18 protein-coding genes are annotated in these 24735 nt (G+C 40.6%); 12 read left to right on the forward strand and 6 right to left on the reverse strand.

Going from position 1 to position 24735, the window contains the following annotated elements:
* The first annotated feature begins 17 nt into the window (after positions 1 to 17).
* Both K0S23_RS01300 and K0S23_RS01305 read left to right on the forward strand, forming a co-directional pair.
* Entirely contained in the window at positions 18 to 770 is a 753-nt protein-coding gene (locus K0S23_RS01300) for a DUF4919 domain-containing protein (protein ID WP_300353180.1), read from the forward strand.
* Between the two features lie 294 nt (positions 771 to 1064).
* Complete coding sequence (locus tag K0S23_RS01305; RefSeq protein WP_300353182.1) at positions 1065 to 2495, forward strand: hypothetical protein; 1431 nt, start codon at positions 1065 to 1067, stop codon at positions 2493 to 2495.
* Between the two features lie 51 nt (positions 2496 to 2546).
* Here the strand turns inward: K0S23_RS01305 and K0S23_RS01310 are convergent, their stop codons facing one another.
* Both K0S23_RS01310 and K0S23_RS01315 read right to left on the reverse strand, forming a co-directional pair.
* A complete protein-coding gene (locus K0S23_RS01310; RefSeq protein ID WP_300353184.1) occupies positions 2547 to 3098 on the reverse strand; it encodes a hypothetical protein in 552 nt (183 codons plus the stop codon).
* A gap of 96 nt (positions 3099 to 3194) precedes the next feature.
* Positions 3195 to 3761: a hypothetical protein gene (locus tag K0S23_RS01315; RefSeq protein ID WP_300353187.1), complete on the reverse strand. Its 567-nt coding sequence runs from the start codon at positions 3759 to 3761 to the stop codon at positions 3195 to 3197.
* Positions 3762 to 4163: 402 nt separating this feature from the next.
* Here K0S23_RS01315 and carB point away from each other — a divergent pair, with 402 nt between their 5' ends.
* Complete coding sequence (gene carB, locus K0S23_RS01320) at positions 4164 to 6980, forward strand: carbamoyl-phosphate synthase large subunit (protein WP_300353189.1); 2817 nt, start codon at positions 4164 to 4166, stop codon at positions 6978 to 6980.
* A 94-nt stretch (positions 6981 to 7074) separates the two neighbouring features.
* Positions 7075 to 7350 (forward strand): hypothetical protein, encoded by a 276-nt coding sequence (locus tag K0S23_RS01325; RefSeq protein WP_300353191.1) that lies wholly within the window; start codon positions 7075 to 7077, stop codon positions 7348 to 7350.
* Between the two features lie 272 nt (positions 7351 to 7622).
* Here K0S23_RS01325 and K0S23_RS01330 read toward each other — a convergent pair whose 3' ends face one another.
* The 3 genes from K0S23_RS01330 to K0S23_RS01340 form a co-directional block, all read right to left on the reverse strand.
* Entirely contained in the window at positions 7623 to 8393 is a 771-nt protein-coding gene (locus K0S23_RS01330) for an alpha/beta hydrolase (RefSeq protein WP_300353194.1), read from the reverse strand.
* 107 nt (positions 8394 to 8500) lie between these two features.
* Complete coding sequence (locus tag K0S23_RS01335; RefSeq protein WP_300353197.1) at positions 8501 to 9088, reverse strand: Crp/Fnr family transcriptional regulator; 588 nt, start codon at positions 9086 to 9088, stop codon at positions 8501 to 8503.
* 21 nt (positions 9089 to 9109) lie between these two features.
* Entirely contained in the window at positions 9110 to 9913 is an 804-nt protein-coding gene (locus K0S23_RS01340; RefSeq protein ID WP_300353199.1) for a hypothetical protein, read from the reverse strand.
* A gap of 186 nt (positions 9914 to 10099) precedes the next feature.
* On the opposite strand from K0S23_RS01340, the gene K0S23_RS01345 reads away from it, so the two are divergent.
* The 4 genes from K0S23_RS01345 (at position 10100) to K0S23_RS01360 (ending at position 12905) form a co-directional block, all read left to right on the forward strand.
* Entirely contained in the window at positions 10100 to 10510 is a 411-nt protein-coding gene (locus tag K0S23_RS01345; RefSeq protein ID WP_300353202.1) for a hypothetical protein, read from the forward strand.
* 191 nt (positions 10511 to 10701) lie between these two features.
* Positions 10702 to 11004 carry a hypothetical protein gene (locus K0S23_RS01350; RefSeq protein WP_300353205.1) on the forward strand — a complete coding sequence of 101 codons (303 nt, stop codon included), beginning with the start codon at positions 10702 to 10704 and terminating at the stop codon, positions 11002 to 11004.
* On the forward strand, positions 10991 to 11275 hold the full coding sequence (locus K0S23_RS01355) for a hypothetical protein (RefSeq protein ID WP_300353208.1): 285 nt from the start codon (positions 10991 to 10993) through the stop codon (positions 11273 to 11275). Before K0S23_RS01350 ends, K0S23_RS01355 begins: the two co-directional genes overlap by 14 nt.
* Before the next feature lie 16 nt (positions 11276 to 11291).
* On the forward strand, positions 11292 to 12905 hold the full coding sequence (locus K0S23_RS01360; RefSeq protein WP_300353211.1) for a PepSY domain-containing protein: 1614 nt from the start codon (positions 11292 to 11294) through the stop codon (positions 12903 to 12905).
* Between the two features lie 133 nt (positions 12906 to 13038).
* On the opposite strand, the gene K0S23_RS01365 is transcribed toward K0S23_RS01360, so the two are convergent.
* Positions 13039 to 17712, reverse strand: coding sequence for a gliding motility-associated C-terminal domain-containing protein (locus tag K0S23_RS01365; RefSeq protein WP_300353214.1), 4674 nt, complete (start codon positions 17710 to 17712; stop codon positions 13039 to 13041).
* 573 nt (positions 17713 to 18285) lie between these two features.
* Between K0S23_RS01365 and K0S23_RS01370 the strand changes: the two genes are divergently transcribed.
* From K0S23_RS01370 to typA, 4 genes are all read left to right on the forward strand, one after another.
* Complete coding sequence (locus tag K0S23_RS01370) at positions 18286 to 19344, forward strand: T9SS type A sorting domain-containing protein (protein WP_300353217.1); 1059 nt, start codon at positions 18286 to 18288, stop codon at positions 19342 to 19344.
* 219 nt (positions 19345 to 19563) lie between these two features.
* Complete coding sequence (locus K0S23_RS01375) at positions 19564 to 20433, forward strand: diphthine--ammonia ligase (protein WP_300353220.1); 870 nt, start codon at positions 19564 to 19566, stop codon at positions 20431 to 20433.
* Positions 20434 to 20769: 336 nt separating this feature from the next.
* Positions 20770 to 22773 carry a DEAD/DEAH box helicase gene (locus K0S23_RS01380; RefSeq protein ID WP_300353222.1) on the forward strand — a complete coding sequence of 668 codons (2004 nt, stop codon included), beginning with the start codon at positions 20770 to 20772 and terminating at the stop codon, positions 22771 to 22773.
* 90 nt (positions 22774 to 22863) lie between these two features.
* Entirely contained in the window at positions 22864 to 24663 is a 1800-nt protein-coding gene (gene typA, locus K0S23_RS01385; RefSeq protein ID WP_300353224.1) for a translational GTPase TypA, read from the forward strand.
* Positions 24664 to 24735: the final 72 nt, after the last annotated feature.

Here is a 24735-nt window from a genome sequence, read left to right on the forward strand (position 1 = left end):
AAACTAAACAAACCGAAATGAAATATCACTTGGTAATTCTTTTTCTGACCGCCTTTTTAGTTGCTTGTTCAGCCCAGGATAAAAAAGTCCTAATTGAAGGAAAGGAAGTGCCTATTTTTGATGCTGACAGTGAGTTCTTTCACGAGAAGGTTCGGAGCAGACTAGCCGCTTTCGATACCACCTTAACCCCCAAACACATGCTGTCGTATACGCATTATGTGCAGCTGTCGGCTCCTTTTAATCCATCAGATCTGGATTTGAAAGCGAAGAAGGTCTATAAGTTAAATGAAGAAAAGCAGTATCGGGATGCTCTTGAGAAATGCAGGGAATTACTGATGATTTCACCGAATAATATCACAGGATTCAAGGAAATGGGGTTTGCCTTCAAAAAACTTGGAGAAGAAGATAGTGTTCAAATTTGTTTTACATTGATGGTGAAAGCAATTGAAGGAGCTAAGCTTTCCGGAAATGGTGATATTAAATCACCATACGTTTTGAATAATTCATTTGAATTAACATCCCTGATAGAGGCTACGACTGGTTTGTATGTGGATAAATCGCCCGTTATTAAAGATTCAAAAGGAAGAATACTTGTTTTGGGATTTGTTCAAAGCCCGCGAATGGGGAGGTTTGCTCTGATAAATCATTGGTTTACGTATCTAAAAGAAGGAGAGTTTGTGACAGAAGAAAACTTGGACAAGCAGCAGGAGGAAGAAGAAAAGATGATGAAAGAAGAGATTGAACGCTTTGAAAAAGAATTTAATGATTAATATAAAAGTGATTCTAAATAAACTTTCTTATAGGTTAATCCTGGTTCTCAATTTCTTTTTGTAGTGGAGCTATTTTTCTTTATCTGCTTAGCGCATTGCTGTCCGTTTGCTTCAGTGTAAAAAACAGTTCTTCCAAAATAAGCAGCTAATTTAATGTCACTTTTATCCGATTATCTACACTTATAGAATAAAAAACTCACAGACGATTTGATGTAACATTTATCTGCGTAAATCTGCGTGAAAAAACGGATCATTTATATTTTAGTAAATAAACAAATCAAATAAACCGGGATCATGAAAAAACTCCTCATACTCACAACTCTTTGTCTGCTGTTTCAAAACGCATTCACCCAGGATGCCATCGGTTTTCAATTCAAGATCAGCAAACCATATTGCATTTTCAACTTTTTGGAAGCGGCTACCTATAGTCATTCCACTTCCCGGACGCTTCAGCAATTTATCGATGAGAAAACAAAAGGGGATAAGGAATTTGCAAAACTGGCAACTGATTTTGCACACATTCAATTGGATTATCAGTTCAGGAGAGCGGACTTCCCCGAGAGTCGGCGGCAAACACGCACTACTTATGATTTGATTGATATTGCTTTGGTCAATTCAACGACAATTGCAGAGTTCAGAGACCGGATCATCGGTATTTTGCCCAATAGTGAATTGCAGAAATTAATTGTGCTTATGCAACAGGCAGAAGGTTATTATGATCGTCTGATATGGAATGACAATGAAACAAAACTTATTGCTCAGCGAACTGCCCTGGAGAAATATACAGCGCAATGCTCGGAATCATTTACAAAGATCAATCGCTTTTACAATTCCAGCTGGATGAAGGAAATTCCCTTTGTTGTAGCGCTTTATCCCATTCCCGGGAAGAGTGGGAGTAGTACCGCGACACCACATGCAAATAGTTTGTGTGTAGGAGTTTTGACGGATGAAACGGATCATGTGGGAAGGATAGGAGTGGTTCTTCATGAAATGTGTCATGTGTTATATGACGAGCAGTCCAGCGAATTTCAACACCAATTGGAAACTTATTTCACCGGAAACAAATCAGCTTACAGCCAGTTTGCCTATAACTTTTTTGATGAAGGATTGGCAACTGCCCTGGGAAACGGATGGGCGTATAAATACCTGAGCGGTGAACTTGATTCAACCGATTGGTACAATAATGAGTATATCAACGGATTTGGCAAAGCCTTGTATCCTATGGTTGAAGAGTATATTTCAAATAACAAAACGCTGGATCAGGCATTTGTGAACAAAGCAATTGACCTGTTTGCAGCAGCTTTCCCGAATTCGGTCACCGATTATGGGATACTTCTCAACCGGGTTTCTATTTACAATGATGCGGATGCAGGACCGGAGATCGATCAGGTGATGAATTTGATCGGAAGTTATTTTCAAATGACAAACTCCGGTTTTTCCTCACCTATTTTGGATCCGACCGCGCTGGAGTATTTAAAAACAGGTCATCAAACTCAGTTGGTGATTATCGATCGAAACCAGGAAGCGAATATCAAACAAATGAAAAAGCTCTTCCCTGAACTTTCCAAAGTGAAATTCACTCCAAACAAGATCATGAGTTTTTTCGATTCCCAAAAAAGACCGGTTATTATTTTATACGCGGAAGATAAAGCCAATTTGGAAATACTGCTAAAAGAAATGAAAGCTAAGAAGTACTTCGATCAAAAGAAGATCGTCCAGAATTAATAGAAAAACGAATCTAAGTTTATGAGTAAAACTTAACTAATTCATAATTATCTAAAATTCCTCTTTATCCAGTTGCTTGCTTTCGGCTTCTCCGCTTTTCTTATTGATGTAGCGCTGGACAATGTCGCTGTTGGTCATAATTAAAAAACCAATGATGGATTGAACGATCCCTACAATTAAACTGGTAGCCATTGGACTTTCATTAAAGGGGCGATCTTCGGTAATAAACGAATAAAGATTCTCAAATAAATTCGGGATTGCGGTTATAAATATAATTCCTCCGATCAGGATAATGATGATTCTTAGAACCTTGTTGTATGGCAGTGTAATGTCAATTCGTGTTTCCTCAAATCCTCTTTCAAGTTTCAAAAGATCAATAATACTTTGCGTTTTCAAAATTAAAAACCGCAAGACAAGGAGGTAAAAAAGAATTGGTACGATTAAAAATAAGACTTGAAAAAAGATCACTTCCGATGTGCTGTAAGGAGCATTGTATGCCACTAAAAAATTTATTACAATTTCAGGAAGCGATATGATTCCCCGGATAACGATCCAGATCCCGATGGTTTTAATAATTAAAAGCCAAAAACTACGTATAGACATGATTTAGAAAGTTTCAAATTTGATACTTGCAAATATGCACAAATAAATAGTCCTGGCTTAAAAACGCAAGGTTATTTCCCAAATGATAATTCATAATTAAGCATTTACATCCTGATAATTATCGGAATGTAATTCGGCTTTCGGAATTAGGAATTCGGAATTTGATCTGTCAGTTGGCGTCCGCAATTGTTCCGTTTCTCCGCTTTTCTTATTAATGTAGCGCTGCACGATCCCACTATTGGTCATTATTAGGAAACTGATTACTGCCTGCGTGGAATAGACGATCATGTTGATAGTTTTCTGGCTCTGGCTAAAAAATAAATCTTCTGTACTGAAGGAGTAAATATACTCTATCAGGTTTGGAACAGCTTTTAGAAAAAGAATTCCACCGATAAGAATAATGATGGTTTTTAGTGATTTGCTATAAGGGATCGCGAGTTCAATGCGAGCGTGTTCAAACCGTTTTTCAAGTTTCAAAAAATCAATGGTCCGATGGGATTTCAGGATCATAAACTGAAAAATAAGGAAGTAGAAAGTACTGATAAGCGTTAAATAAGCTATTTCAATGGTCAATGTTGCCAGGGAAAAAGGCTTTGCCAGAATATCAGAAACACTGCGGATCAAACTTGGCAAAGAAATGAGGCCGGTAATAATTAGCCACATGCCAAGTGTTTTTAGTATTAGGTACCATAGTGTGCGCGTTGTCATAAGTTAAGAGTTTGTGTGTAGTGCCCCGAAATTGGATAAAAATTATGAGTAATCCAAATGTCCTCACTTATAATTAGTTACCGACTTTGATTTTTAACAAATTCTGCTGAGAATTATTCTTTACCTAACTGCGTGCTTTTGGATCAATTCTGAATTCGAATCCCGATAACTATCCGGACAGCATTCGCAATTCGCAATTTGCAATTCAAATCGTGTTAATAACTCAGTAAAAAACAAAATCGGTTTTGTACGAGTCTGGATTAATTTCCATAAATTTGCGCTCAATTTGTAGTATAGGTAGAGCCATTTACCATGTTGCAAAGATTAATTACAAATTGAACTCTTAAAAAGCGCATAATGCCAAAAAACAATTCCATTAAGTCCGTACTAATCATCGGTTCAGGCCCCATCGTAATTGGTCAAGCATGTGAATTCGATTATGCAGGTTCTCAAGCCGCTCGTTCGCTTCGCGATGAAGGTATTGAGGTAACACTGATCAACTCGAATCCCGCTACGATTATGACTGATAAGGTCGTTGCAGATAATATTTACCTACAACCTCTTGAACCGGAAAGCATCATTGAAATTTTGAAAAATCACAAAATCGATGCTGTTTTGCCGACAATGGGAGGACAAACTGCTTTAAACCTCGCAATCAAATGCGATGAAATGGGCATTTGGGAAGAATATGGTGTTGAAATCATCGGTGTGGACATCGCTGCAATTGAAATTACCGAAAACAGGGAAGCGTTCCGCGGATTGATGGAGAAAATTGGCGTTCCGATGGCTCCGCAGGCAACAGCTAAATCTTTCCTTGAAGGAAAAGAAATTGCCCAGGACTTCGGTTTCCCTTTATGTATCCGCCCTTCTTATACCTTAGGAGGTTCCGGTGCATCGATCGTATACGACCCGAAGGAATTTGACGGATTACTCGAACGCGGACTTCAATTGTCCCCGATCCACGAAGTAATGATCGATAAGGCACTTCTGGGTTGGAAAGAATACGAATTGGAGTTGCTGCGCGATTCCAATGACAATGTAGTGATCATTTGTTCGATTGAGAACTTTGACCCGATGGGTATTCATACCGGAGATTCCATTACGGTTGCTCCTGCAATGACACTTTCGGATACAACTTTCCAGCGCATGCGTGATATGGCCATCTTGATGATGCGTTCGATCGGGAACTTTGCCGGAGGATGTAACGTACAGTTCGCTGTTTCACCGGATGAAAAGGAAGATATTATCGCAATCGAGATCAATCCGAGGGTATCCCGTTCATCAGCTTTGGCATCGAAAGCAACCGGTTATCCGATCGCTAAGATCGCTTCGAAACTGGCAATCGGTTACCACTTAAATGAATTGAGCAATCAGATCACTAAAACAACTTCCGCTTTATTCGAGCCGACTTTGGATTATGTGATCGTGAAAATACCGCGATGGAATTTCAATAAATTCCCGGGAACTGACCGCCGGCTTGGACTGCAAATGAAATCAGTCGGGGAGGTAATGGGAATTGGGCGTTCGTTCCAGGAAGCATTACAAAAGGCATGTCAGTCATTGGAGATCAATCGAAATGGATTGGGGGCCGACGGAAAAGAACTGACAAGCCAGGATGATATCCTGCACTCGCTTGAAAATCCGAGCTGGAACCGTTTGTTCCATGTCTATGATGCCATCAAACTGGGAATTCCTTTCAAAACGATCTTTGAAAAAACAAAAATAGATACCTGGTTCCTGAAACAAATTGAGGACCTGATCAAATTAGAGCGCCGGATTGAGAAATTCCATTTGGGAAATATCCCGAAAGAATTGATGTTCGAAGCGAAACAAAAAGGATATGCCGACCGTCAGGTTGCACATTTACTGCGCTGCCTGGAGTCTGAAGTGCACAACAAGCGTTCCGAAATGGGAATCAAACGTGTCTTCAAATTGGTTGATACCTGTGCTGCAGAATTTGATGCGAAAACACCTTATTACTATTCTACATTCGAATATGAGAATGAAAGCATAGTTAGCGATAAGAAAAAAGTGGTTGTCCTGGGTTCCGGACCGAATCGTATCGGTCAGGGAATTGAGTTCGATTACTCGTGTGTGCACGGAGTTTTGGCTGCCAAAGAATGCGGTTATGAAACAATCATGATCAACTGTAACCCGGAAACGGTTTCTACGGATTTCGATACAGCTGATAAATTATACTTCGAACCTGTTTTCTGGGAACATATTTACGACATCATTCAGCACGAAAAGCCGGAAGGAGTTATTGTTCAGTTAGGAGGACAAACGGCTCTGAAGCTGGCTGAAAAATTAGAGCGTTACGGGATTAAGATCCTCGGAACAAGCTTTGATGCTTTGGATTTGGCAGAAGACCGCGGACGATTCTCCAAGCTTTTGGAAAAGAACAACATTCCTTTCCCGAAATATGGAGTAGTGGAAAGTGCAGAACAGGCAATTGAACTGTCGAAAGACCTTGGCTTCCCTTTATTGGTTCGTCCTTCGTATGTATTAGGCGGACAAAAAATGAAAATTGTCATCAACAAAGAAGAATTGGAACACCATGTAGTTGACATTATCAATGAAATGGGAAATAACCAAATCCTACTGGATCACTTCCTTGGTGGAGCAATTGAAGCGGAAGCAGATGCAATTTGTGACGGTGAAGATGTTTACATCATCGGTGTAATGCAGCACATTGAACCTGCAGGAATTCACTCCGGTGATTCTTACGCTGTTCTTCCTCCTTACAACCTGGGAGATTTTGTAATGCAGCAAATCGAGGATATTACTCGGAAGATTGCAGTTGAATTGAGAACAGTCGGATTGATCAATATCCAGTTTGCGATCAAAGACGATAAAGTATATGTCATAGAAGCGAATCCACGTGCTTCCCGTACAGTTCCATTCATTGCGAAAGCCTACGACGAACCGTACGTGAACTATGCAACGAAGGTCATGCTGGGAGAAAAGAAAGTAAAGGATTTCAAGTTCAACCCGAAAAGAGAAGGATACGCGATTAAGATCCCGGTGTTCTCATACGAGAAATTCCCGGATGTAAAGAAAGAATTAGGTCCTGAAATGAAATCAACGGGTGAAGCGATCCGTTTCATCAAGAATTTGAAAGATCCTTTCTTCACAAAGATCTATTCGGAAAGAAATATGCATTTATCTAAGTAAGAGTCAGTCGCGGCTGACGATTCGATACAGACAAGCGTTAGTGCAGTCGTAAAGCATGAATAGCAGTCGTAAAGTAAGATAGTAATAGATTTGAATGAGCAGATTATTAAATCCTGAAATAGTTGAAGCAAGCATTTCCGGTTTGTTTAAAACAATATTGATGATCCTCGGAGCATTGATCCTGCTTCGGTTTCTAGGACGTGTGATGATTGCCAAACGCAACCTGGACCAGGAACGTGTTGATCTTGCCCGTGAAAAGGAATTTGTAAAGGAACGAAACGAAAAACTGAAGAATTTCGGAAAGGTTTCCGTCTCTAAATCAAGTCCTAAAGGTGATGTCCAGGATGTTGATTACGAAGAAATAAAGTAAAAGAAAGTATTGCTTTCGATAGAAAAAAGGGGCGGATTCGCCCCTTTTCTTTTACTACAGCTGTATTCCATTGTTAATCGATTATGTGTGATCGTAAACATGTTAACTAATATGCTAACTGATTAAGTATTCTTGTAAGTATGTTAACTAACATGCTAACAATACAAAATCAAGTGATTAATGCAATGAAAAAAGTACCTGTTCATTTAGTATAAATAGAAAAAACTACAAGTCGAACCAGTAATATGAATCCGACTTGTAGTGTGTCTTTTTTATAGGTTTTGAATCCAGTTCAGCGTATAGTCTGCCACTTCTTCCCAACCTTTTTCTCCGGCAATGTAGTGGCTTCTGCCTGCGAAAGATTTGAAATCTGTCACACTGTTTTTGTCTTTATAAGATCCTGCAATCTTTTTAGTGAAAGCTGCCGGGAAGATGGTGTCGTTTTCCCCGCCAATGAATAAAAGAGGTGCGTGTTGTTTGTTGAAATCTATTTTAGCAAAGCTTTTCAGTAAAGTATCCCGTGCAATTTTTCTGCTTTCGGGAACAGCAATCTCATCATAAAATGTATCACTTTCGCTGCGGGTGTAGTTATTGAAGAATGCTTTGTGGTACCATTCTCTGGTGCCCAAATAAGCTGATCCGCCTTTGAATGGATTTACAACCGGCAGAACAGTTTTGATCGTTTGCCAGGGGGCGAATACATTTTTGGGAGGAGCCCCATCGATGCTTACTCCGGCAACCGCTTTATTCAGTTCAATCAATTTTTGAACAACTAACCCTGCTAATGAATGTCCGATTACGATCGGTTTTTCAGGAAGTGTATCTATTAATTTTACAATATTCATCACCACATCTTCAAATCCCACTTTCGTTAGATCCGGATGGATGTTTTGTCTTAAATCGGATGGCTTTCCTTCATGACCTGGATTTGCGGGAGTATGAACCGTGTACCCTTGGTTTTCAAAATAAGTTTTCCAGTTTGTCCAGCTAGTGTTGTTTACGAATAATCCGTGGATTAATACAATTGTTTTTGACGTTTTCATGATGCTTTCATTTTGTTTGTTAAGACAAAGTTGCAGCGTTTGCATCACATTAATTTTAACCTGGGTTAAAATCGTCTGTTGACCAGATATTATTCGTAATGCCCGGATTACTTGCCTGAAAGTCTTTTGCGAATGCGGCTTAAAGATGGACCTTGAATTCCCAGATAAGAGGAAATATGATACAAAGGAACAGTATTGAAAATGTTGGGATGGTGTTTTATCAGATCCAAATAACGTTCTTCCGGAGTTTTGAATAAAAAACTTTCACTGCGCTCCATCGCCACATTAAAAGCTTCCTGAGCCAATAATCGTCCAAAACGTTCCCATTGATGCGATTGTTTGTACAGCGACAGTAAATCAACGATATTGATATAGAGAATTGTTGAATCAGTCATGGATTGTGTATGGTAATCACAAGGCGCTTGGTTGATGAAACTTTTAAAGGAAACCACAAACTGATCAGATGAATAAAGAAATACGTTTTTCTCTTCTCCGCTTTTTTCTTCTACAATATAAGAGCGAAATGTTCCATCGATAATGAATCCCAGGTTTTTACAGATATGACTTCGTTCGTTGTAAAATTCCCCCTTTTTAAACATTCGTTCTTTCCAAAAAGGAAGTGAAAGTTCAAATTCTTCCGGGCTCATTTTTGCAAATGTGGTGATAACAAATGTTAGTTTTTCGATAGCTGTCATTCAAAATAAAGATAGGGAGAATCAATTTTCAAGGGCAAAAAGTTCTTTGGTTTCGTCTACGATCCGTTTTTTTATTTCTTTGCCGGTTTCTGCCGGAGGATCAATGATACTGACTTCATGAATTGAAAGTTTAATTCGTTTATTCCGTTCGCTCACACTGATCAGCATGGATTCAACTGTCAGGCCTTCCCGTATAGTGAAGTTTTTCAAGATATACCCATGCGGATCACTTGACTTTTTGGGAGGAATAGTGTTGGGGTTTTTCTCAAAAGCAATATTACTGAACGAAAGGTTTTTCAAAAATTCTGAGTGTGTCATTTTCAGTTTGAATGATTTTTGAATGCTGTATTTCACTGAGGTATCGTATGCGTTTATGTGTTTTGCCTTAGAAGTTGCAGTGATGGCGAAAACACTCAGGAACAGTACCGGAATAAGAATCCCTTGATTACTGAATGGCAAAAGGGTTTTGTTTGGCCGATAAAAATATATCGGGATTAAAACCAATAAGCAAATCAGATCGGTATAATCCACAACTCGATCAATGGAATAGAATGGGAAAAAGTCGTTCCACTTGTCAATAAATCCGTGGCTGAAAGAAGATTTCCACCAGCAGAAGAGAATTGCCGTACTGATAAAAACGAGTGTTTTAAAACGATTTCCCAGGAGGAAGCTGAAAAAGAAAACAAAAACAATTAATCCGCTTATATCCGAGAGTTTACCACTTAGAAAAGACGGGTATGCTGCTTTCAAATACCAATCGTTGAAAAGCAATGTGAGCAGCGAAAGTAGAAACACCCGATTCAATAAGTAGTGCCTGTTTTTCATGGAGTTAATTTAAAAAATAATTACGAATTCCAAATTACGAATTTATGTGCTCTCATGTCAGTTTGAGTTTCCTGACTATAAAGTCGGGAAGTATCAAGAACACATGAGAGTAGACTTACTCCGTATGAGTATGATAATATTTGTTTCCTTATTGCGTTAAAGGATCAACCCTAAATTAAAATCAAAATGAAATCCCACCTGTTGAAATCCTTACTGCTGATTTTTGCCTTAAGCCAGAATCCGCTCTCTTTTTCCCAAAACAATGTCAAGGGAACTTATCATTTAGTATATAATCCAAAAGATGCTTTACGAATCCCTAAAGATTCTTCAGATGGGGCATTGAAATTCCCTGTTTATGGAAATAAAATGGTGTTAAAACTTAAAGGGAGAAATAAATTAGAATGTATAGTCACAGATTTGGACGGAGCTAATAAGTGGGTTACTTATGGGGAATGGTCAATAGTTGGAAAAACACTTAAACTTGAGCACACAACTTTAGTTCCTCCTGTGACCCAAACTTTTGAATTCATCAAACTAAAAAGTGGAGACTACATCAAACCTGTAAATCAGAACTTTCACTATTACAAGAAGGAATAGGAGTGATGAAAATTCTGCGTTCTTCTGTGTAATGCGCCAACGCTGAAGCTAAGGCGTAAGCGTTCTGCGGGAGACATTGATACCCTGAACAAGTAATAAGTCGACATCTATACCTCAATTCAGGTATTGAACGTTGCGTGCCAAAAAACTAATTTTGCCGGAAAATTGGGAAGTCCCGCAAAGCAGAAAGAATGGTTTTTGGTTTATTCTTATTGAAATTACTCGGGTTTTATTTAATCTACACCAATTCGGCTAAAACAACCTATGTCTTGTCGGGTTGGGAACAATTGATCCGCAAACAAAAAATCGTTTCTTTGAGTTTGGGAGGGTTTCTGATCGGGATTACCCTGGCCGGTTTCATGTTGCTCTTCGGCTTTGCCGGTGGTTTATTCTACGATCTGACTTGCCTCATGCTGCTGGCGAGCTTAACCGTTCTGCTAAGACCACTGATAACTAAAGAACAAGCAAAAACTCATTCGCATGCCGGCAAATAAAAAATACCTTTCATCAGGCTGGCAGCGCTTTGCTAAAGTGACAGCAGCAATCCTGGGAAGTTTATTGATCTCCTCGTTTTTATTCGCCGCATTGGCTTTCTGGCTTCCGGATTACAAAACAGCGGTCATAACTTCTGTTTATGCACTTTTCCCGGTTTGGATCACCCTGATGATCGTACCTTTTTTATTTAAAAGCGGCTGGAAGTGCTGGCTTTATTACCTGCTTATTTTGGCTGCTCTTTACATACTTATTCATTTCGGACGAAATTAATAGCTCACCTGGCTTCATGAACAACAGAAATTACAACGTATTCTTTCATCTGCATACCGTTAGCGGAATTACAATCACCGTCGGACTTTTCATTATCTTTTTCGGTGGAGCATTTGCCTTGTTTCGCCAGGAGATAGGTGAGTGGGAGACAGGAAAATTCCAACAGTCTGAGACAGGGCTTGCTAAATCCGGGAAGATAGATTATACCCGGATCATGGATTCCGTCGAACGGCGCGTTCCCTCTCTTTACGGGAGAAATATTTACCTGTATTCCGAAGGAACTTCTGTCAAACAATCGCTTTACATTTCCGCTTCAGATGACCCCAAAACGGATTCTTTAGGGAAGATTGCTTATGAGTTCGAAGTAAATCCGAAAGATTATGTCCTCAAAAGCCATGAAAGTTCATTCAGCCTTGGTGAACTGCTTTATTTACTGCATTTCTATTACCAGCTGGACCGGATCGGATATTATATTTCGGGCTTTGTAGCTCTGTTTTTCTTCCTGGCAATTGTTACCGGGATTCTCGTTCATTGGAATAAGATCAAATCAAACTTTTTTGTGTTCCGGCCGAAGCAGAAGTTAAAAACGGTTTGGACGGATGCACACACGGCTCTTGGGGTAATCGGACTTCCTTTCCAGTTTATTTATGCCTTAACCGGGTCTATGTTCGGACTGGGGATAATCGTGGCAAGTTCTAACGCATTGTGGATTTACAATGGGGATGCAGAGAAAATGTACGACGATGTAATCCGTGAGTCAAAAACAGATACACTGGGGACCAAACAAACTTATATCGTTGATTACAATAGAATGGTTTCGGAAACAAGCAAAAAATGGCCCGACTTTAAGGTCGACCGGCTTCATTTGCAATTTTATGGCAGTAAAACCATGAAGGTTGAAGTCAGCGGTTCTGAACACATTAAGGAACGTTTCTTGGGGCAGGGCTCTGTTGTTTTCAATGCAGAAACTGGTAAAGTGAAACAGGTTCATGCACCTGGAGAAATGGGATATTACTATGATATTTGGTCTTCCGTAAGGCGCTTGCACTATGCACAATTCGGGGAAATCGGAACCTTCAATACTTATTTGCTGAAAGTTATTTATTTCCTGATGGCTTTTCTGACTTGCTTTGTGATTATTTCGGGTGTGTTGATTTGGCTGGAGGCACGCAACAAGAAAAATATTACAGAGAAAAAAAGAAGATACAATGAACGGGTGGGATCGATCTATTTAGCTCTTTGTTTATCTATGCTGCCAATTACTGCTGCAAGTTTCATCGTCTCCAAACTGCTTCCCGAATCACTTTCCGGGTCGCGGGAATCCATTCTGAATTACAGTTTCTTCCTGGGCTGGCTGACCTTGAGCATCCTGTTTGTATTGAAAAAGGATAAAGAGTTTACCAATAAATACTGTTTGCTTGCCGGGGGAGTTCTGGGTTTACTCATCCCGGTGATAAACGGGTTCAGTTCGGGAAATTGGTTCTGGAGAACCTGGAACAATGGAGAATACGGCATTTTTTCAATAGATATTCTATGGATTTGTGTAGGGATTATTTGTATCCTGGTCGTTAAGCGATTAAAGACAAAAAAGACAGCAGTAAATACTGTCGTTGGGAAGCCGGTTCGTTAAAACGCGAATTCTATTTCCTGACTTAGAAGTGAGGAAGGATGAACTTTCCGGTGCAATACTTTTCCAATGTAACAGACGATTCTCCGCTCTTCATGACTTCGAAAGTCTTTAGTCTGTTTCAATACCCGCTATTTTAATCTTTCCCGTAAACATGTATGAACCCGTGCTTCACATAACTTGGGTCGTCGATTCCGTTTGGATAATAAACGTAGAAATAAACTCCGTCGGAAGCACCGCTGCCATCCCAGTTATTCAGGTAAGGACTGGCTTCAAACATTTTGTTTCCCCAGCGATTAATAATAATGATGGTATTTCCTAATTGCGAATAAGCGTCATCTATAATGAAATAATCGTTGATTCCGTCTCCGTTCGGTGTAATAATATTCGGAAGTTCATCGTCGCAGTCCACCGCATGCACGATCAGTGTGTCTGAGCCGGTACAGCCGTCCGGGGTTACGACATTTAAAATCAGTTCCTGGTCGAATGTGATCGGGATATTGGTGTTGTTCCCGTAAGTTGTCCAGTAATAGGTGTTCTCGTCATTCGGAAAGTAGAAGGTGTAAATGTCATTCGCACAAAAAACAGTATCAGGCAAAATATTCAGGCTTGGTACCGGCGATAGTGGAACAAACACGGTGTCCATATAAACACAACCCATATCGTCCCACGTTTGCAAATAGAAATTGCCGGAGTTTTGCTGACTCAAAGTAAATGAAAGCGGATTACTTGTTGAATTTCCGAACGGAGTGATCCAGCGAATACTGTCGGAAGTGGTGGTTACAGAAATGTTTCCGCTGGTTCCCGGACAGTAATTAGGGAAGTTTATATTAGGTGTAAGATTGTATGTGGATGTGTTTATGATCAGAGTTGCAGTCTGTGTCTGGCAACCGAATTCATCTACTGCACTTACCGTAATCGGCATGTATGTTATGTTCCCGTAAACGGTTAATTCGTCATCAGTTATCGTTCCGAAACTGCCTGTCCATACAACGGAACTAAGATTATTGTTCGTGAGAAAAGCCGTTTCCGAGTCAAAGAAACAAATATTCAGGGTGTCGTCAGCAAGCTGCAGTGGGGCAGGACTTATGATATTCACACTGTCCGATTGCACCACACTGAAACATGCATTCGAAAACTCAACGGAGAAAACGTTGTGTGCATTCAGGGTTGCAAACGGAATAGTGATTGGGTTGGCGGATCCCAGGGAAACTCCGTTTGAAAACCATTCCACATTATCAGTAGTGTTGACGTAAAAAACACCGTCTTCATTGATGCAAAGATTGGAGTCGCCGATAATACTTACCACTCCGGGAGGAACGGCAAGTGTAACGGAAACCAGGGAATAACTCATTCCGCATATGCTGTTAGGTGCTGTGTGGGAGATCAGGAAACTGGTATCCTGTTGCACATTGGTCAGATTGACTGTTGTTCCTGTGAAAACAGCATTTGTATCCAGGGTATACCACACAATTGTACTTGGATTGGTCAGTGTGACATTCTCTCCCGGGCAAATTGTCTGGGACGGAATACTCGGCGGTGCACTTCCCGGAACATTGGTAACTGTAATGCTGTTTGTTTGTGCGGTACAACCTATTGTATTTGTTACAAGTGCAGAATACGTTCCGCTTGTAACTGTGGGATAGATATTACCAGTTGTTTCGCCGTTCGACCATTCGTAACTTCCATTGGGATAGGATCCGGTAAAGATAGCCGTATCACCGAAACACAGGACGGAATCACTCACGGAAATAGTAGCGGTAAATGATCCGTTGATAATTTCAATACTGTCCGTTACGGTAATGCCGCATTGGGTAATTTGAACCACGTATATTCCCGGTACATTGGTCGAAATATGGTCGCTCGTTGAGCCGTTGTTCCACTGGAACGTGGCATTTCCCGAATAACTGATCTGGATATCCACCAATTCATTCGAACAAATGGTCGCTCCCGGTAAAACCGATAGAGAAGGAGTTGAGTATTCAAACACTTCAAAAGGAGGTGTTGTCAGAACACAGCCTTCTGCATCTGTAACATTACAGACATAACTTCCGATTTGATCCGTGTAGCACTGGGAACTTGTTGATAAGGTATCTCCGTTCGGTCCGAACCACATATAAGCATCAAAGGTATTAGGAACTGACATTAACAGCGAATCAAAAGGACAGATAACAGCATCTCCCGGTTGGGATGTAATATCCGGTGCAACTTTTACCCCCACGTAATGATTGAATACGATATACGAACTGCAGCCCGTTAATGAATCTGTCAGAATTCCGGTGTAGTTATACCATCCGGGAGCATTGACTTCAATACTGTCCACACCATTGTTCCATAAAATATTAGAGCCGGACCAATTGAGACTGGGGTGCGGATTGGAGGCGACTAAATAGGTCGATTCATTCGGACACAAGAGATTTCCGCCTGTAATGGTTGTTCCCCAGCTGGGATTCGGATTGACCTGGATATAAAATAGCCTGGTAGCTGTATAAATGGTGGTATCCAGTCCGCATAAATTATCATAACCTTTGATTACCTGGATAGTCACTGTATGCCACCCGCTTGTAGAGGGATTGAAAACGGTAGCCGCCGTATCGTAGTTTATATGCGGAGTGCCATCAATACTCCATATTACGGTATCGATCGGAGGATAAACAGATGGATAAAAATTTGAATTCGGATTGATGATCAGGTCGATCCCATGAAACTCAACAGGTGTGTTTTGACAGATTACAATAGAATCACCTGTCGGACAAGTAGTGTTCATTGCAATGGAAAGAGAAATACTGTCATGCGGAGCTGCTTCATCATGGGTAAAAGTAAAGTTCCCGATGTTTATACAGTACTGGTTCGTTACCTGTACGAAATATTGATACTCCTGGTTTAGTAAATGCGGGCCGGGTCCGTTAAAAGTGACTACGTTTCCAATAGTTGTAACTGTAGAGCCCGGATCCAGGTTGGAATAATTAATAATTGCACCTTCCGGGAAACAGAAATGATAATCATTGTATTGAGGACCTGGCTGATTTACGTTTACACCTTGGTTATCTGTTAAAAGCGGTAGACTCGGAATAGGCTCCTGGATCGCATAAATAGAATCCATGTCCATATAACACTCATCATCGCGCTCGTGTTGTACCCAATAAGTTCCTGTTGCGGAAATGGTATTCACCGGATTTTGGCTTCCGTCATACCAGGTATTTGTATAACTCGGCCCGAAATGCGGGAAAGTAAGTGTGTGATAAAATAAATTGGCACTGGTACAAAAGTGAACGGTATCACCGATAACAGTGACATACTGGGCAGCTTCTTCTGCGTGAATATATCCTGCTAGTGAATCCGCGGTCGGTAAGCTGTAATAATTATAATTCCCGTAACTCGCATTCACCTGGTTGGTTAAAAAGGAATTCCGGCTTTGGTCACCCGCCAAAAAAACATGGAAAGGTTCCATTCCGATGAACGGGTTGAAAGTAAAGTTGTTGTATCCGAGGGCTGCTGCACCCGGAATAAAGTTCAGATCTGCGGTATAACTTCCGCAAAGTAAAGGTTGGTCCGCTTGTCTCACCGCAACTCCTTTTCCCTCATCATCCAGCTTACTCCCGAAGTGTTTGATATAGAGCCGTGAGCCGCTGTTCGATACTTTTAAAAGATAAGGGTCTTTGAATCCGATGGAATTGAATAGGGTTTCGCTGCTGTCCTGGATTTGGGACAGATCACATTTGAAATAACCGGTTACAAAGATATTATTGGCCGGATCGATGGAAAGTGCTTTGGCGGAAAGCTCATTCGCCGAACCTAATGTATGACTCCAGGAGTATTGACCTGTATTACTTGTCTTTAAAACGAAGATTTGTTTCTCATAGGGATTCTGGATAGAATTACTTCCGTTTTGGTCGTAATAAAGCATGTTTCCTAAAAAGTCTCCGGCAACAATAGGCTCACCACTCAGGTTCACTTCCACATCATAAGGCAGGGTATACCCGGCTTTCATCAGGTGAAAAAACTGAACTTGCCCGGCCGGATTCAATTTACAAAGGAACCCGACGTTCATTCCGTTGTTATTATAAGTATTGGAAGCGAAGTTCAGTGTGTCGGAAAACTGTCCGGTAAAGAAGATATTATTTTGTGCATCTGTAGCAACTGAAAGTCCCCGGTCATCATAATCCGCATAGCCGCTTAGTGACCAAAGCGGAGTACCTCCCGGGTTATACTTTGCAATAAACAAATCGAATGAAGCATTGGCGCTGGTAAAAGTATTTGCCCCGATTGTGGCAGTTCCCTGGTATTCACCGGTTAGTATAATATTATTTAAGTTGTCAATGGTAAGTTTGTAGGGATTGTCCGGTGAACTCCCGCCTTCCTTTCTGGCCCAGAGTACATTTCCTGCAGGATCTAGTTTTACGATGAAAATATCCTTTGAGTTTGAATTGGAAACCAGTGTGGTGCTCCCGAAAGTAACGCTTCCGAAGAACTGGCCGGTAACTACAATGTTTTGATCAGGTCCGACAGCCAGGTCAATTGCCCTGTCAGCAGCCAGTCCGCCGAATTGGTTTGTCCAGATTACTGCTCCTGTAGAAGAGTATTTGGTAATATATGCATCTGTATTTCCCTGTGTTCCGGAAAACGAACTTGTCGGACTAAAGGATGTTTGTCCCGAGAAATACCCCGCAACATAGGATTCATTTAAGCTGTTGACTTCAATGTCAACTGCTTCATTTGTTGTTTGGCTGAACGTACTCGCACCCCAGGTTTGTCCCCTGGAATTGGAGAGAAACAGTGTACAGCAGATTATACTCACAAGTAGTTTCATCAATGGGTGTCAGATATTGATTTCTAAGGTAAAGCTATAATCTGTGCAAACCAAAAATGGAATTGAAACTTAACGAATCCGTTCATTCTTGTTTAAATGCAGACCAAAGCACCTTAGAAATGCCTGTTATGAAAAGTAGACGACGTAAAGGAGAAAAAAGTTTGTTCGGATCATATTAAAAATACTTTTCACATGAAAAATGGGTTTCAACCGGATCATTATTTTCCAATAGGAGTGATGTCTCCCATTGCTGGGCGGAACATAATAAAGGAAGGATAAATAGAAGAATTTGGAATAGAAGAGGTTTTATTTCAGTTTTTCTTTTTGATACACCGTTTATTGAATGGTTGTAAAAAAATGGAGAAACAACCCGAAAGCAAAATGGAGAAATGCTCTGTCAGCTTGAATAATAGGCTTAGTCTGCTTGCTAATTTGTTTTGTGAAAATTTCAATCAATTGTACAATTGACGCGTTAATTTTGCTTAAACGTGAAATTTAGTTGTAAATTAAATACCATGGCATATAAATGCATTTGTAGTATGTACTTTTGCCCCTTCATTTAAAAAACCCACAATGCGTAAGAGTACAAGTTTAGTGCAACTAACCTTTCTAACATTTCTATTTTCTCTACTCACATCTATTCAGGCGAATGCACAATGTTCCGTTGTTTCTACATTAGGATATGTTGTAAATGTCACCATAACCCCCAAAACAATCGTAGTGAGTTCTGCCAACTGTCCTTGGGGATATAATTACAATGTCAATTTTGACTATAACATCAGTATTACGGGACCAAACGCAACTTCTTTGTATACTCTTCAGGCAAAAATATATTGTGTGAACGGACAAATGAATGGTGCGTATGCCTTGCCTCTGAATGGTGGTTCCGGAAATGCTGTGACAACTACCAATCCGAGTATTCCGCATAACGGATCTGCTTATGGATACTCTGCGCCCTATGTAAATTGTACGAATGCAACGGTTGCAACAATGAATTGCAATACGATTGATATCGTTGTTCATGGTCCCGGAATTCCTTACCAGGTCATTCATTGCAATACGATTTCGGTTTTACCTGTAGAATTCTTGTATTTCGACGGAGAGAAAAAGAACGAGGGTAATCTCTTGACCTGGGCCGTAGAATCTGAAAGCAGAAATGATTATTTCACGATCGAAACAAGTGCAGATGGAATAAACTGGCAAGAATTAACAAAGGTAAAAGGAGCGGTCAACTCAACTGAAGCCAAAACCTATACATTCCTGGATACAAAAAACACACGTGAGTCGATTTACTATAAATTAAGTCAGACAGACCTGGATGGAACGAGAAATGAATTGGCGTTGAAATACATCCCGGTAAATGAGTCTGATTTTGAACTATACCCTAATCCAAGCTCGGATAGCAAAGTTCACCTTACATTCTCCGGTAACTCCGAAACGTCATCTGCCCTGGTCTTAAGAAATGAAGTGGGACAGGTAGTATTACAACAAAGTCTGGAGCCGGCTTCGAAATCAGGAAAAACATCATTTTACAATACAGATCTTGATTTGGGGCAACCGGCGGGAATCTACCTGCTTGAAGTACATTCAGGTGACCAGTTAATAAATCGTTCGAAATTGGTAATTCGATAACAAAGTTATGATTATGTATAATTGAAGCATAATTGAAGCATAATTGAAGCATAATTGAAGCATAATTGAAGCATAATTGAAGCATAAATAAAGCATAGATATAGCGACGTTTGTATACATATTTAACAGCTAAGAAGTATATTTAACTGCTAATGACCAAGCGCTAATAACTCTTGCCTGATGCCTGTCCACTGGTAACTAATAACTAACTTCGTCCTGATGAAAGAGAAAGCAATAGTTCTGTGGTCGGGCGGGAAGGATTGTAATCTTGCTTTGCAATTGGCAAAAGAAGCAGGATACGAGCTTGTTGCTTTGGTAACCTTTTATTCAAAATCAACTGAATTCAGAGCGCATGCCCGTGAACTGATGGACCTGCAGTCCAAATCCTTGGGGATTCCTCAGCTGTTGCTGGAAATTGAGGAACCCTTTGCCGAGAATTATGAACTTCAATTATCTAAGTTAAAAGATCAGTTGGCTATTCAAGTAGCAGTTTCAGGGGATATTTCGGAAGTACACGGGAATTCCAACTGGATCAGCGATCGTGCTGCAGCCGTTGGGATGAACGTTTTTCTTCCCTTATGGAAGATGGAAAGAATGAATGTTCTGGATCTTTTGCTGAAGTTCAATTTTGAGGTGGTCATAACCATGGTGAAATCAACTCACCTGGATAAAAAGTTCCTTGGAAGAAAAATTAACCCGGAACTGATAGAAGAATTCAAAACACTGGAAAAAGAAAACGGACTGGATCTTTGCGGGGAACAGGGAGAATATCACACCATGGTTCTCAACGGACCTTCGTACCGTTCACCGGTCTCCTTGAATAATTTCTCCATCGTTCAGCACGAAGATCTGATTCATTTATCCGAATTGGAAATAACATTAAATGGAGAGTATAAGGTCCCGGTACTGGAAAAACAGAAACAATGTGTCCAGTGTGGTGTCCCGTTTTCCTGTTATACAAAAGCATGCTGGTGCAGCGAACTCCCGATGATCATGCCAATGGAAAATATCACGGATTGCTTATGTCCCACCTGTTTGAAATCAGCAATAAATAAAAAACTGATTGAAAACAACCTGGATCCCATTTAAAATATTTAGTCTCCAGTCTTCCGTCTTCAGTCTCCAGTCTCCAGTCTTCCGTCTTCAGTCTCCAGTCTCCAGTCTTCCGTCTCCAGTCTCTAGTCTCTAGTCTCTAGTCTTCCGTCTCCAGTCTCCAGTCTCTAGTCTTCCGTCTCCAGTCTTCAGTCTCCCGTCTCTAGTCCTAACATCCTAAAGTCCTAATATCCTAACATCCTGAAGTCCTAACATCCTAATATCCAGCCCCTCTAAACTCCCTAAAAAGCATTAATTAACAATTACTTCTATTTTTATTAACAATTATCCGAAAAAAGGTCATATCTTTGCAGCCAATTTTAGATTTATTTTATGACCTTTAAAGAACTCGGGTTACGAGTTGAGGTTCTGCAGTCGATAGAAGCAATGGGTTTTGCAGAACCAACTCCGATCCAACAAAGTGCGATACCGCACTTATTGAATGATGAAAGCGATTTTGTCGGACTCGCACAAACAGGGACAGGGAAAACAGCGGCATTTGGTTTACCGCTTATCCACAAAGTTACAGACCGACCTACCGAAACACAAGGACTAATCATCGCACCGACGCGTGAATTGTGTTTACAAATCTCCAAAGACTTAGAAGCATTTGCTCAGTTTGATCGTCAGATTAAAGTAGTTGCCGTATACGGTGGTACTGATATCCGCAAACAAATGAGCGATATTAAGCGTGGCGCAACAATCGTTGTAGCAACTCCTGGGCGTTTGGTTGATTTGATCAATCGTAAAGCAATCAACTTGAAAACAGTTGAAACAGTAGTGCTTGACGAAGCAGATGAAATGCTGAATATGGGCTTCAAAGAAGACATTGATGCAATTTTAAATGCTACTCCTGATACAAAGAATGTATGGTTGTTTTCAGCTACAATGCCAAAAGAAGTGGCTGCGATTGCTAAAAATTACATGACAGATCCTTTGGAAGTTGCCATGGGCCACAAAAATCAAAGTAACGAAAACATTGAGCACATTTACTATACGGTAAAAGAGCGTGATCGTTATGACGCATTGAAAAGATTAATCGACGCTAGTCCGGATATCTTCGGATTGGTTTTCTGTCGTACACGTAATGAAACGGCTACTGTTGCTGAGAAATTGGCAAAAGAAGGATACAGCGCTGAACCGTTGCACGGAGATTTATCTCAGGCAATGCGTGATCGTGTAATGGATCGTTTCCGTGAGCGTTCAATCCAGTTATTGGTTGCAACTGACGTTGCGGCTCGTGGAATTGACGTAGACAATATTACTCACGTGATCAATTACAACTTACCGGATGATATCGAGAACTACACGCACCGTTCAGGTCGTACAGCTCGTGCCGGAAAACAAGGTAAGTCATTGGTGTTGATCAATACACGTGAAAACTTTAAGATCAAAGCAATCGAACGTCAGATTCGTACGACGTTTAAAGCTGCTTTGATTCCTGAAGCTTCTGAGATCTGTGGAATTCAATTGAACAAATTGATTTCTAAAGTAAAAGAGATCGAAGTAAAAGAAAATGACATCGCTCCTTTCTTGCCTGCAATTATGGCAGACTTCGAGGACTTGTCAAAAGAAGAAGTGATCAAAAAATTCATCTCTGCAGAATTCAACCGATTCATCGAATATTATGATCGTGCCGGTGATTTGAACGTGAGCGCCGGAAGAGGTGACCGTGAAGATCGCAAGGACAGAAAAGGTGATGATCGTTTTGACCGCAAGGATCGTTTCGAAAGAGGTGAAAGAAGCGAACGCGCTCCTAGAGCAGATCGCGGTGATAACGCTAACAGAACTCGTTTCTTTGTGAGTCTTGGAAAACGCGATGGATTGAACCCTGGTGGTTTATTGCGTGTGATCTGTGATTCAACAGGATTGAACAGTGGTTCTATTGGTCGTATCGACGTAATGCCGAACTTCTCTTTCTTTGAAGCAGATAAAACGGATGAAGCAGCTATTTTATCAAAAGTAAATGGTGCAGATTACGAAGGAAACAGCGTAAGTGTTGAAATCACTCAGAAAAAAGAAGGTTCTGATCGCAGAAGCAGTGGAGGCGGAGAACGTCGTTCATTCGGTGATCGCGACCGTTCTTCAGGAAGCTCGGATCGTCGTTCAGGCGGTGGAGGTTTCAGAGGTGGTAACTCCAGCTACGGAAAATCCGAAGGAGGAAGCAGCGAACGCAGAAGCGGTGGAGACCGTGAACGCAAAAGCGGATTCTCCGGGAATAAATCCTATGGTACTCCATCCGGAGGTTCGGGATCAGCAAGAAGAGAAGGAGGATCAGATCGTCGTTCATCATCTTCAACTGGTAGAAAATTCAGCTCAAACAGCTATAGTAAATAATTAGTAATTATCAATTGTTTAATTATCAAGCGGGAAAAGATTTAAAATACCCGCTTGATAATTGATAATTAAAGAATTTATAATTTAAAAATGGAAATTAGAAACATCGCAATTATTGCACACGTTGACCACGGTAAAACAACATTGGTTGACAAAATGATTGAGGCAGGAAATGTATTAAATGAACGTGATCGTCCGACAGGAGATTTGATCATGGACAGTAATGACTTAGAACGCGAACGTGGAATTACCATCGTATCTAAAAACGTTTCCGTTTCTTACAAAGGAACAAAGATCAATATCATCGACACTCCGGGTCACGCCGACTTTGGTGGAGAGGTAGAACGTGTATTGAACATGGCAGACGGGGTTTGTTTGTTGGTGGACGCTTTTGAAGGTCCGATGCCGCAAACGCGTTTCGTTTTAGGAAAAGCATTGTCAATGGGACTTAAACCTTTATTGGTAATCAATAAGGTTGACAAAGACAACTGTACTCCTGACGAAGTGCATGAAAAAGTATTCGACTTAATGTTCGAATTGGATGCAAACGAAGCACAATTAGAGTTTCCTACAATCTATGGTTCGGCTAAAAATGGCTGGATGTCCACAGACTGGAAACAACCTAAAAAAGATATTACAGATTTGTTGGATCAAATTTTGGATTATTTCCCACCTCGTCCTATCGAAGAAGGAAATACACAAATGCTGATCACTTCTTTGGATTTCTCTACATATGTTGGACGTATCGCTATCGGTCGTTTACACCGTGGAGAATTGAAAGAAAACCAACCGATTGTATTGGCAAAACGCGATGGTTCTCAAGAGAAACACCGTGTGAAAGAATTATTTGTATTTGACGGAACTGAGCGTCGTAAGGTAGATTCAGTTGCTGCAGGAGACATTTGTGCGGTTACAGGAATCGAAGGTTTCGAAATCGGTGATGTAATCTGTGATTTTGAAAACCCGGAACCATTGGCATCTATCAAAATTGATGAGCCGACAATGAACATGTTGTTCTCTATCAATGATTCACCGTTCTTCGGAAAAGAAGGTAAGAAGGTAACTTCACGCCACATCCAGGAACGTTTGCAGAAAGAGTTGGAGAAAAACCTGGCAATGCGTGTTTCTGATACCGATAAAGCAGACAAATGGATCGTTGCCGGTCGTGGTGTATTGCACTTATCTGTATTGATCGAAACAATGCGTCGTGAAGGATATGAATTACAAGTTGGTCAGCCACAAGTAATCATCAAAGAAATCGACGGAGTTAAATGTGAGCCGGTTGAAGAATTGACAATCGATTTACCGGAAGAGTTTTCAGGAACTGCTGTTGAAGCGGTAACAAAACGTAAAGGTGAAATGACCAATATGGAACCGAAAGGAGCTCGTATGATCATTCAATTCCAAATCCCGTCTCGTGGAATCATTGGTTTACGTAACTACTTGTTGACACAAACTGCGGGTGAAGCAATTATGACTCACCGTTTCTTAGAATATCAGCCATACAGAGGAGATATTCCAGGACGTCAAAACGGATCTATGATCTCATTGGAGCAGGGAACATCCATTCCATTCTCATTGAATAACTTGCAGGACCGTGGTAAATTCTTCATTAATCCGAATGAAAATATTTACGAAGGACAAGTTATCGGTGAAAACTCACGTGCAGGAGATCTGTGTGTGAACGTAACGAAGACAAAGAAAATGTCGAACATGCGTTCATCAGGAGCAGACGAGAAAGTTCGTTTGGCACCGGCAAAGATCTTCTCTTTGGAAGAATGTCTGGAATACATCCAGGGAGATGAATATGTAGAAGTAACTCCTGAAAACTTACGTATCCGTAAAATCTTGTTGAAAGAAAACGAGCGTAAAAGAGGAAGTAAAGCATAGTATGTAGAAGTTACTTTCAACTTCCTCCCTTGAGGGAGGATTGAGGAGGGTGACATTTCTAACAATATTAAA

The sequence above is a fragment of the Fluviicola sp. genome (assembly GCF_029266855.1).
Lineage (GTDB): Bacteria > Bacteroidota > Bacteroidia > Flavobacteriales_D > Crocinitomicaceae > Fluviicola.

What these genes read in the sequence shown, in the direction of transcription:
- K0S23_RS01355 (WP_300353208.1), top strand. Translation starts at nt 10,991, where the DNA reads ATGCCGGCAAATAAAAAATACCTTTCATCAGGCTGGCAGCGCTTTGCT.
- K0S23_RS01370 (WP_300353217.1), top strand. Translation starts at nt 18,286, where the DNA reads ATGCGTAAGAGTACAAGTTTAGTGCAACTAACCTTTCTAACATTTCTA.
- K0S23_RS01380 (WP_300353222.1), top strand. Translation starts at nt 20,770, where the DNA reads ATGACCTTTAAAGAACTCGGGTTACGAGTTGAGGTTCTGCAGTCGATA.
- K0S23_RS01360 (WP_300353211.1), top strand. Translation starts at nt 11,292, where the DNA reads ATGAACAACAGAAATTACAACGTATTCTTTCATCTGCATACCGTTAGC.
- K0S23_RS01315 (WP_300353187.1), bottom strand. Translation starts at nt 3,761, where the DNA reads ATGTGGCTAATTATTACCGGCCTCATTTCTTTGCCAAGTTTGATCCGC.
- typA (WP_300353224.1), top strand. Translation starts at nt 22,864, where the DNA reads ATGGAAATTAGAAACATCGCAATTATTGCACACGTTGACCACGGTAAA.
- K0S23_RS01345 (WP_300353202.1), top strand. Translation starts at nt 10,100, where the DNA reads ATGAAATCCCACCTGTTGAAATCCTTACTGCTGATTTTTGCCTTAAGC.
- K0S23_RS01305 (WP_300353182.1), top strand. Translation starts at nt 1,065, where the DNA reads ATGAAAAAACTCCTCATACTCACAACTCTTTGTCTGCTGTTTCAAAAC.
- K0S23_RS01375 (WP_300353220.1), top strand. Translation starts at nt 19,564, where the DNA reads ATGAAAGAGAAAGCAATAGTTCTGTGGTCGGGCGGGAAGGATTGTAAT.
- K0S23_RS01330 (WP_300353194.1), bottom strand. Translation starts at nt 8,393, where the DNA reads ATGAAAACGTCAAAAACAATTGTATTAATCCACGGATTATTCGTAAAC.
- carB (WP_300353189.1), top strand. Translation starts at nt 4,164, where the DNA reads ATGCCAAAAAACAATTCCATTAAGTCCGTACTAATCATCGGTTCAGGC.
- K0S23_RS01365 (WP_300353214.1), bottom strand. Translation starts at nt 17,712, where the DNA reads ATGAAACTACTTGTGAGTATAATCTGCTGTACACTGTTTCTCTCCAAT.
- K0S23_RS01350 (WP_300353205.1), top strand. Translation starts at nt 10,702, where the DNA reads ATGGTTTTTGGTTTATTCTTATTGAAATTACTCGGGTTTTATTTAATC.
- K0S23_RS01310 (WP_300353184.1), bottom strand. Translation starts at nt 3,098, where the DNA reads ATGTCTATACGTAGTTTTTGGCTTTTAATTATTAAAACCATCGGGATC.
- K0S23_RS01340 (WP_300353199.1), bottom strand. Translation starts at nt 9,913, where the DNA reads ATGAAAAACAGGCACTACTTATTGAATCGGGTGTTTCTACTTTCGCTG.
- K0S23_RS01325 (WP_300353191.1), top strand. Translation starts at nt 7,075, where the DNA reads ATGAGCAGATTATTAAATCCTGAAATAGTTGAAGCAAGCATTTCCGGT.
- K0S23_RS01335 (WP_300353197.1), bottom strand. Translation starts at nt 9,088, where the DNA reads ATGACAGCTATCGAAAAACTAACATTTGTTATCACCACATTTGCAAAA.
- K0S23_RS01300 (WP_300353180.1), top strand. Translation starts at nt 18, where the DNA reads ATGAAATATCACTTGGTAATTCTTTTTCTGACCGCCTTTTTAGTTGCT.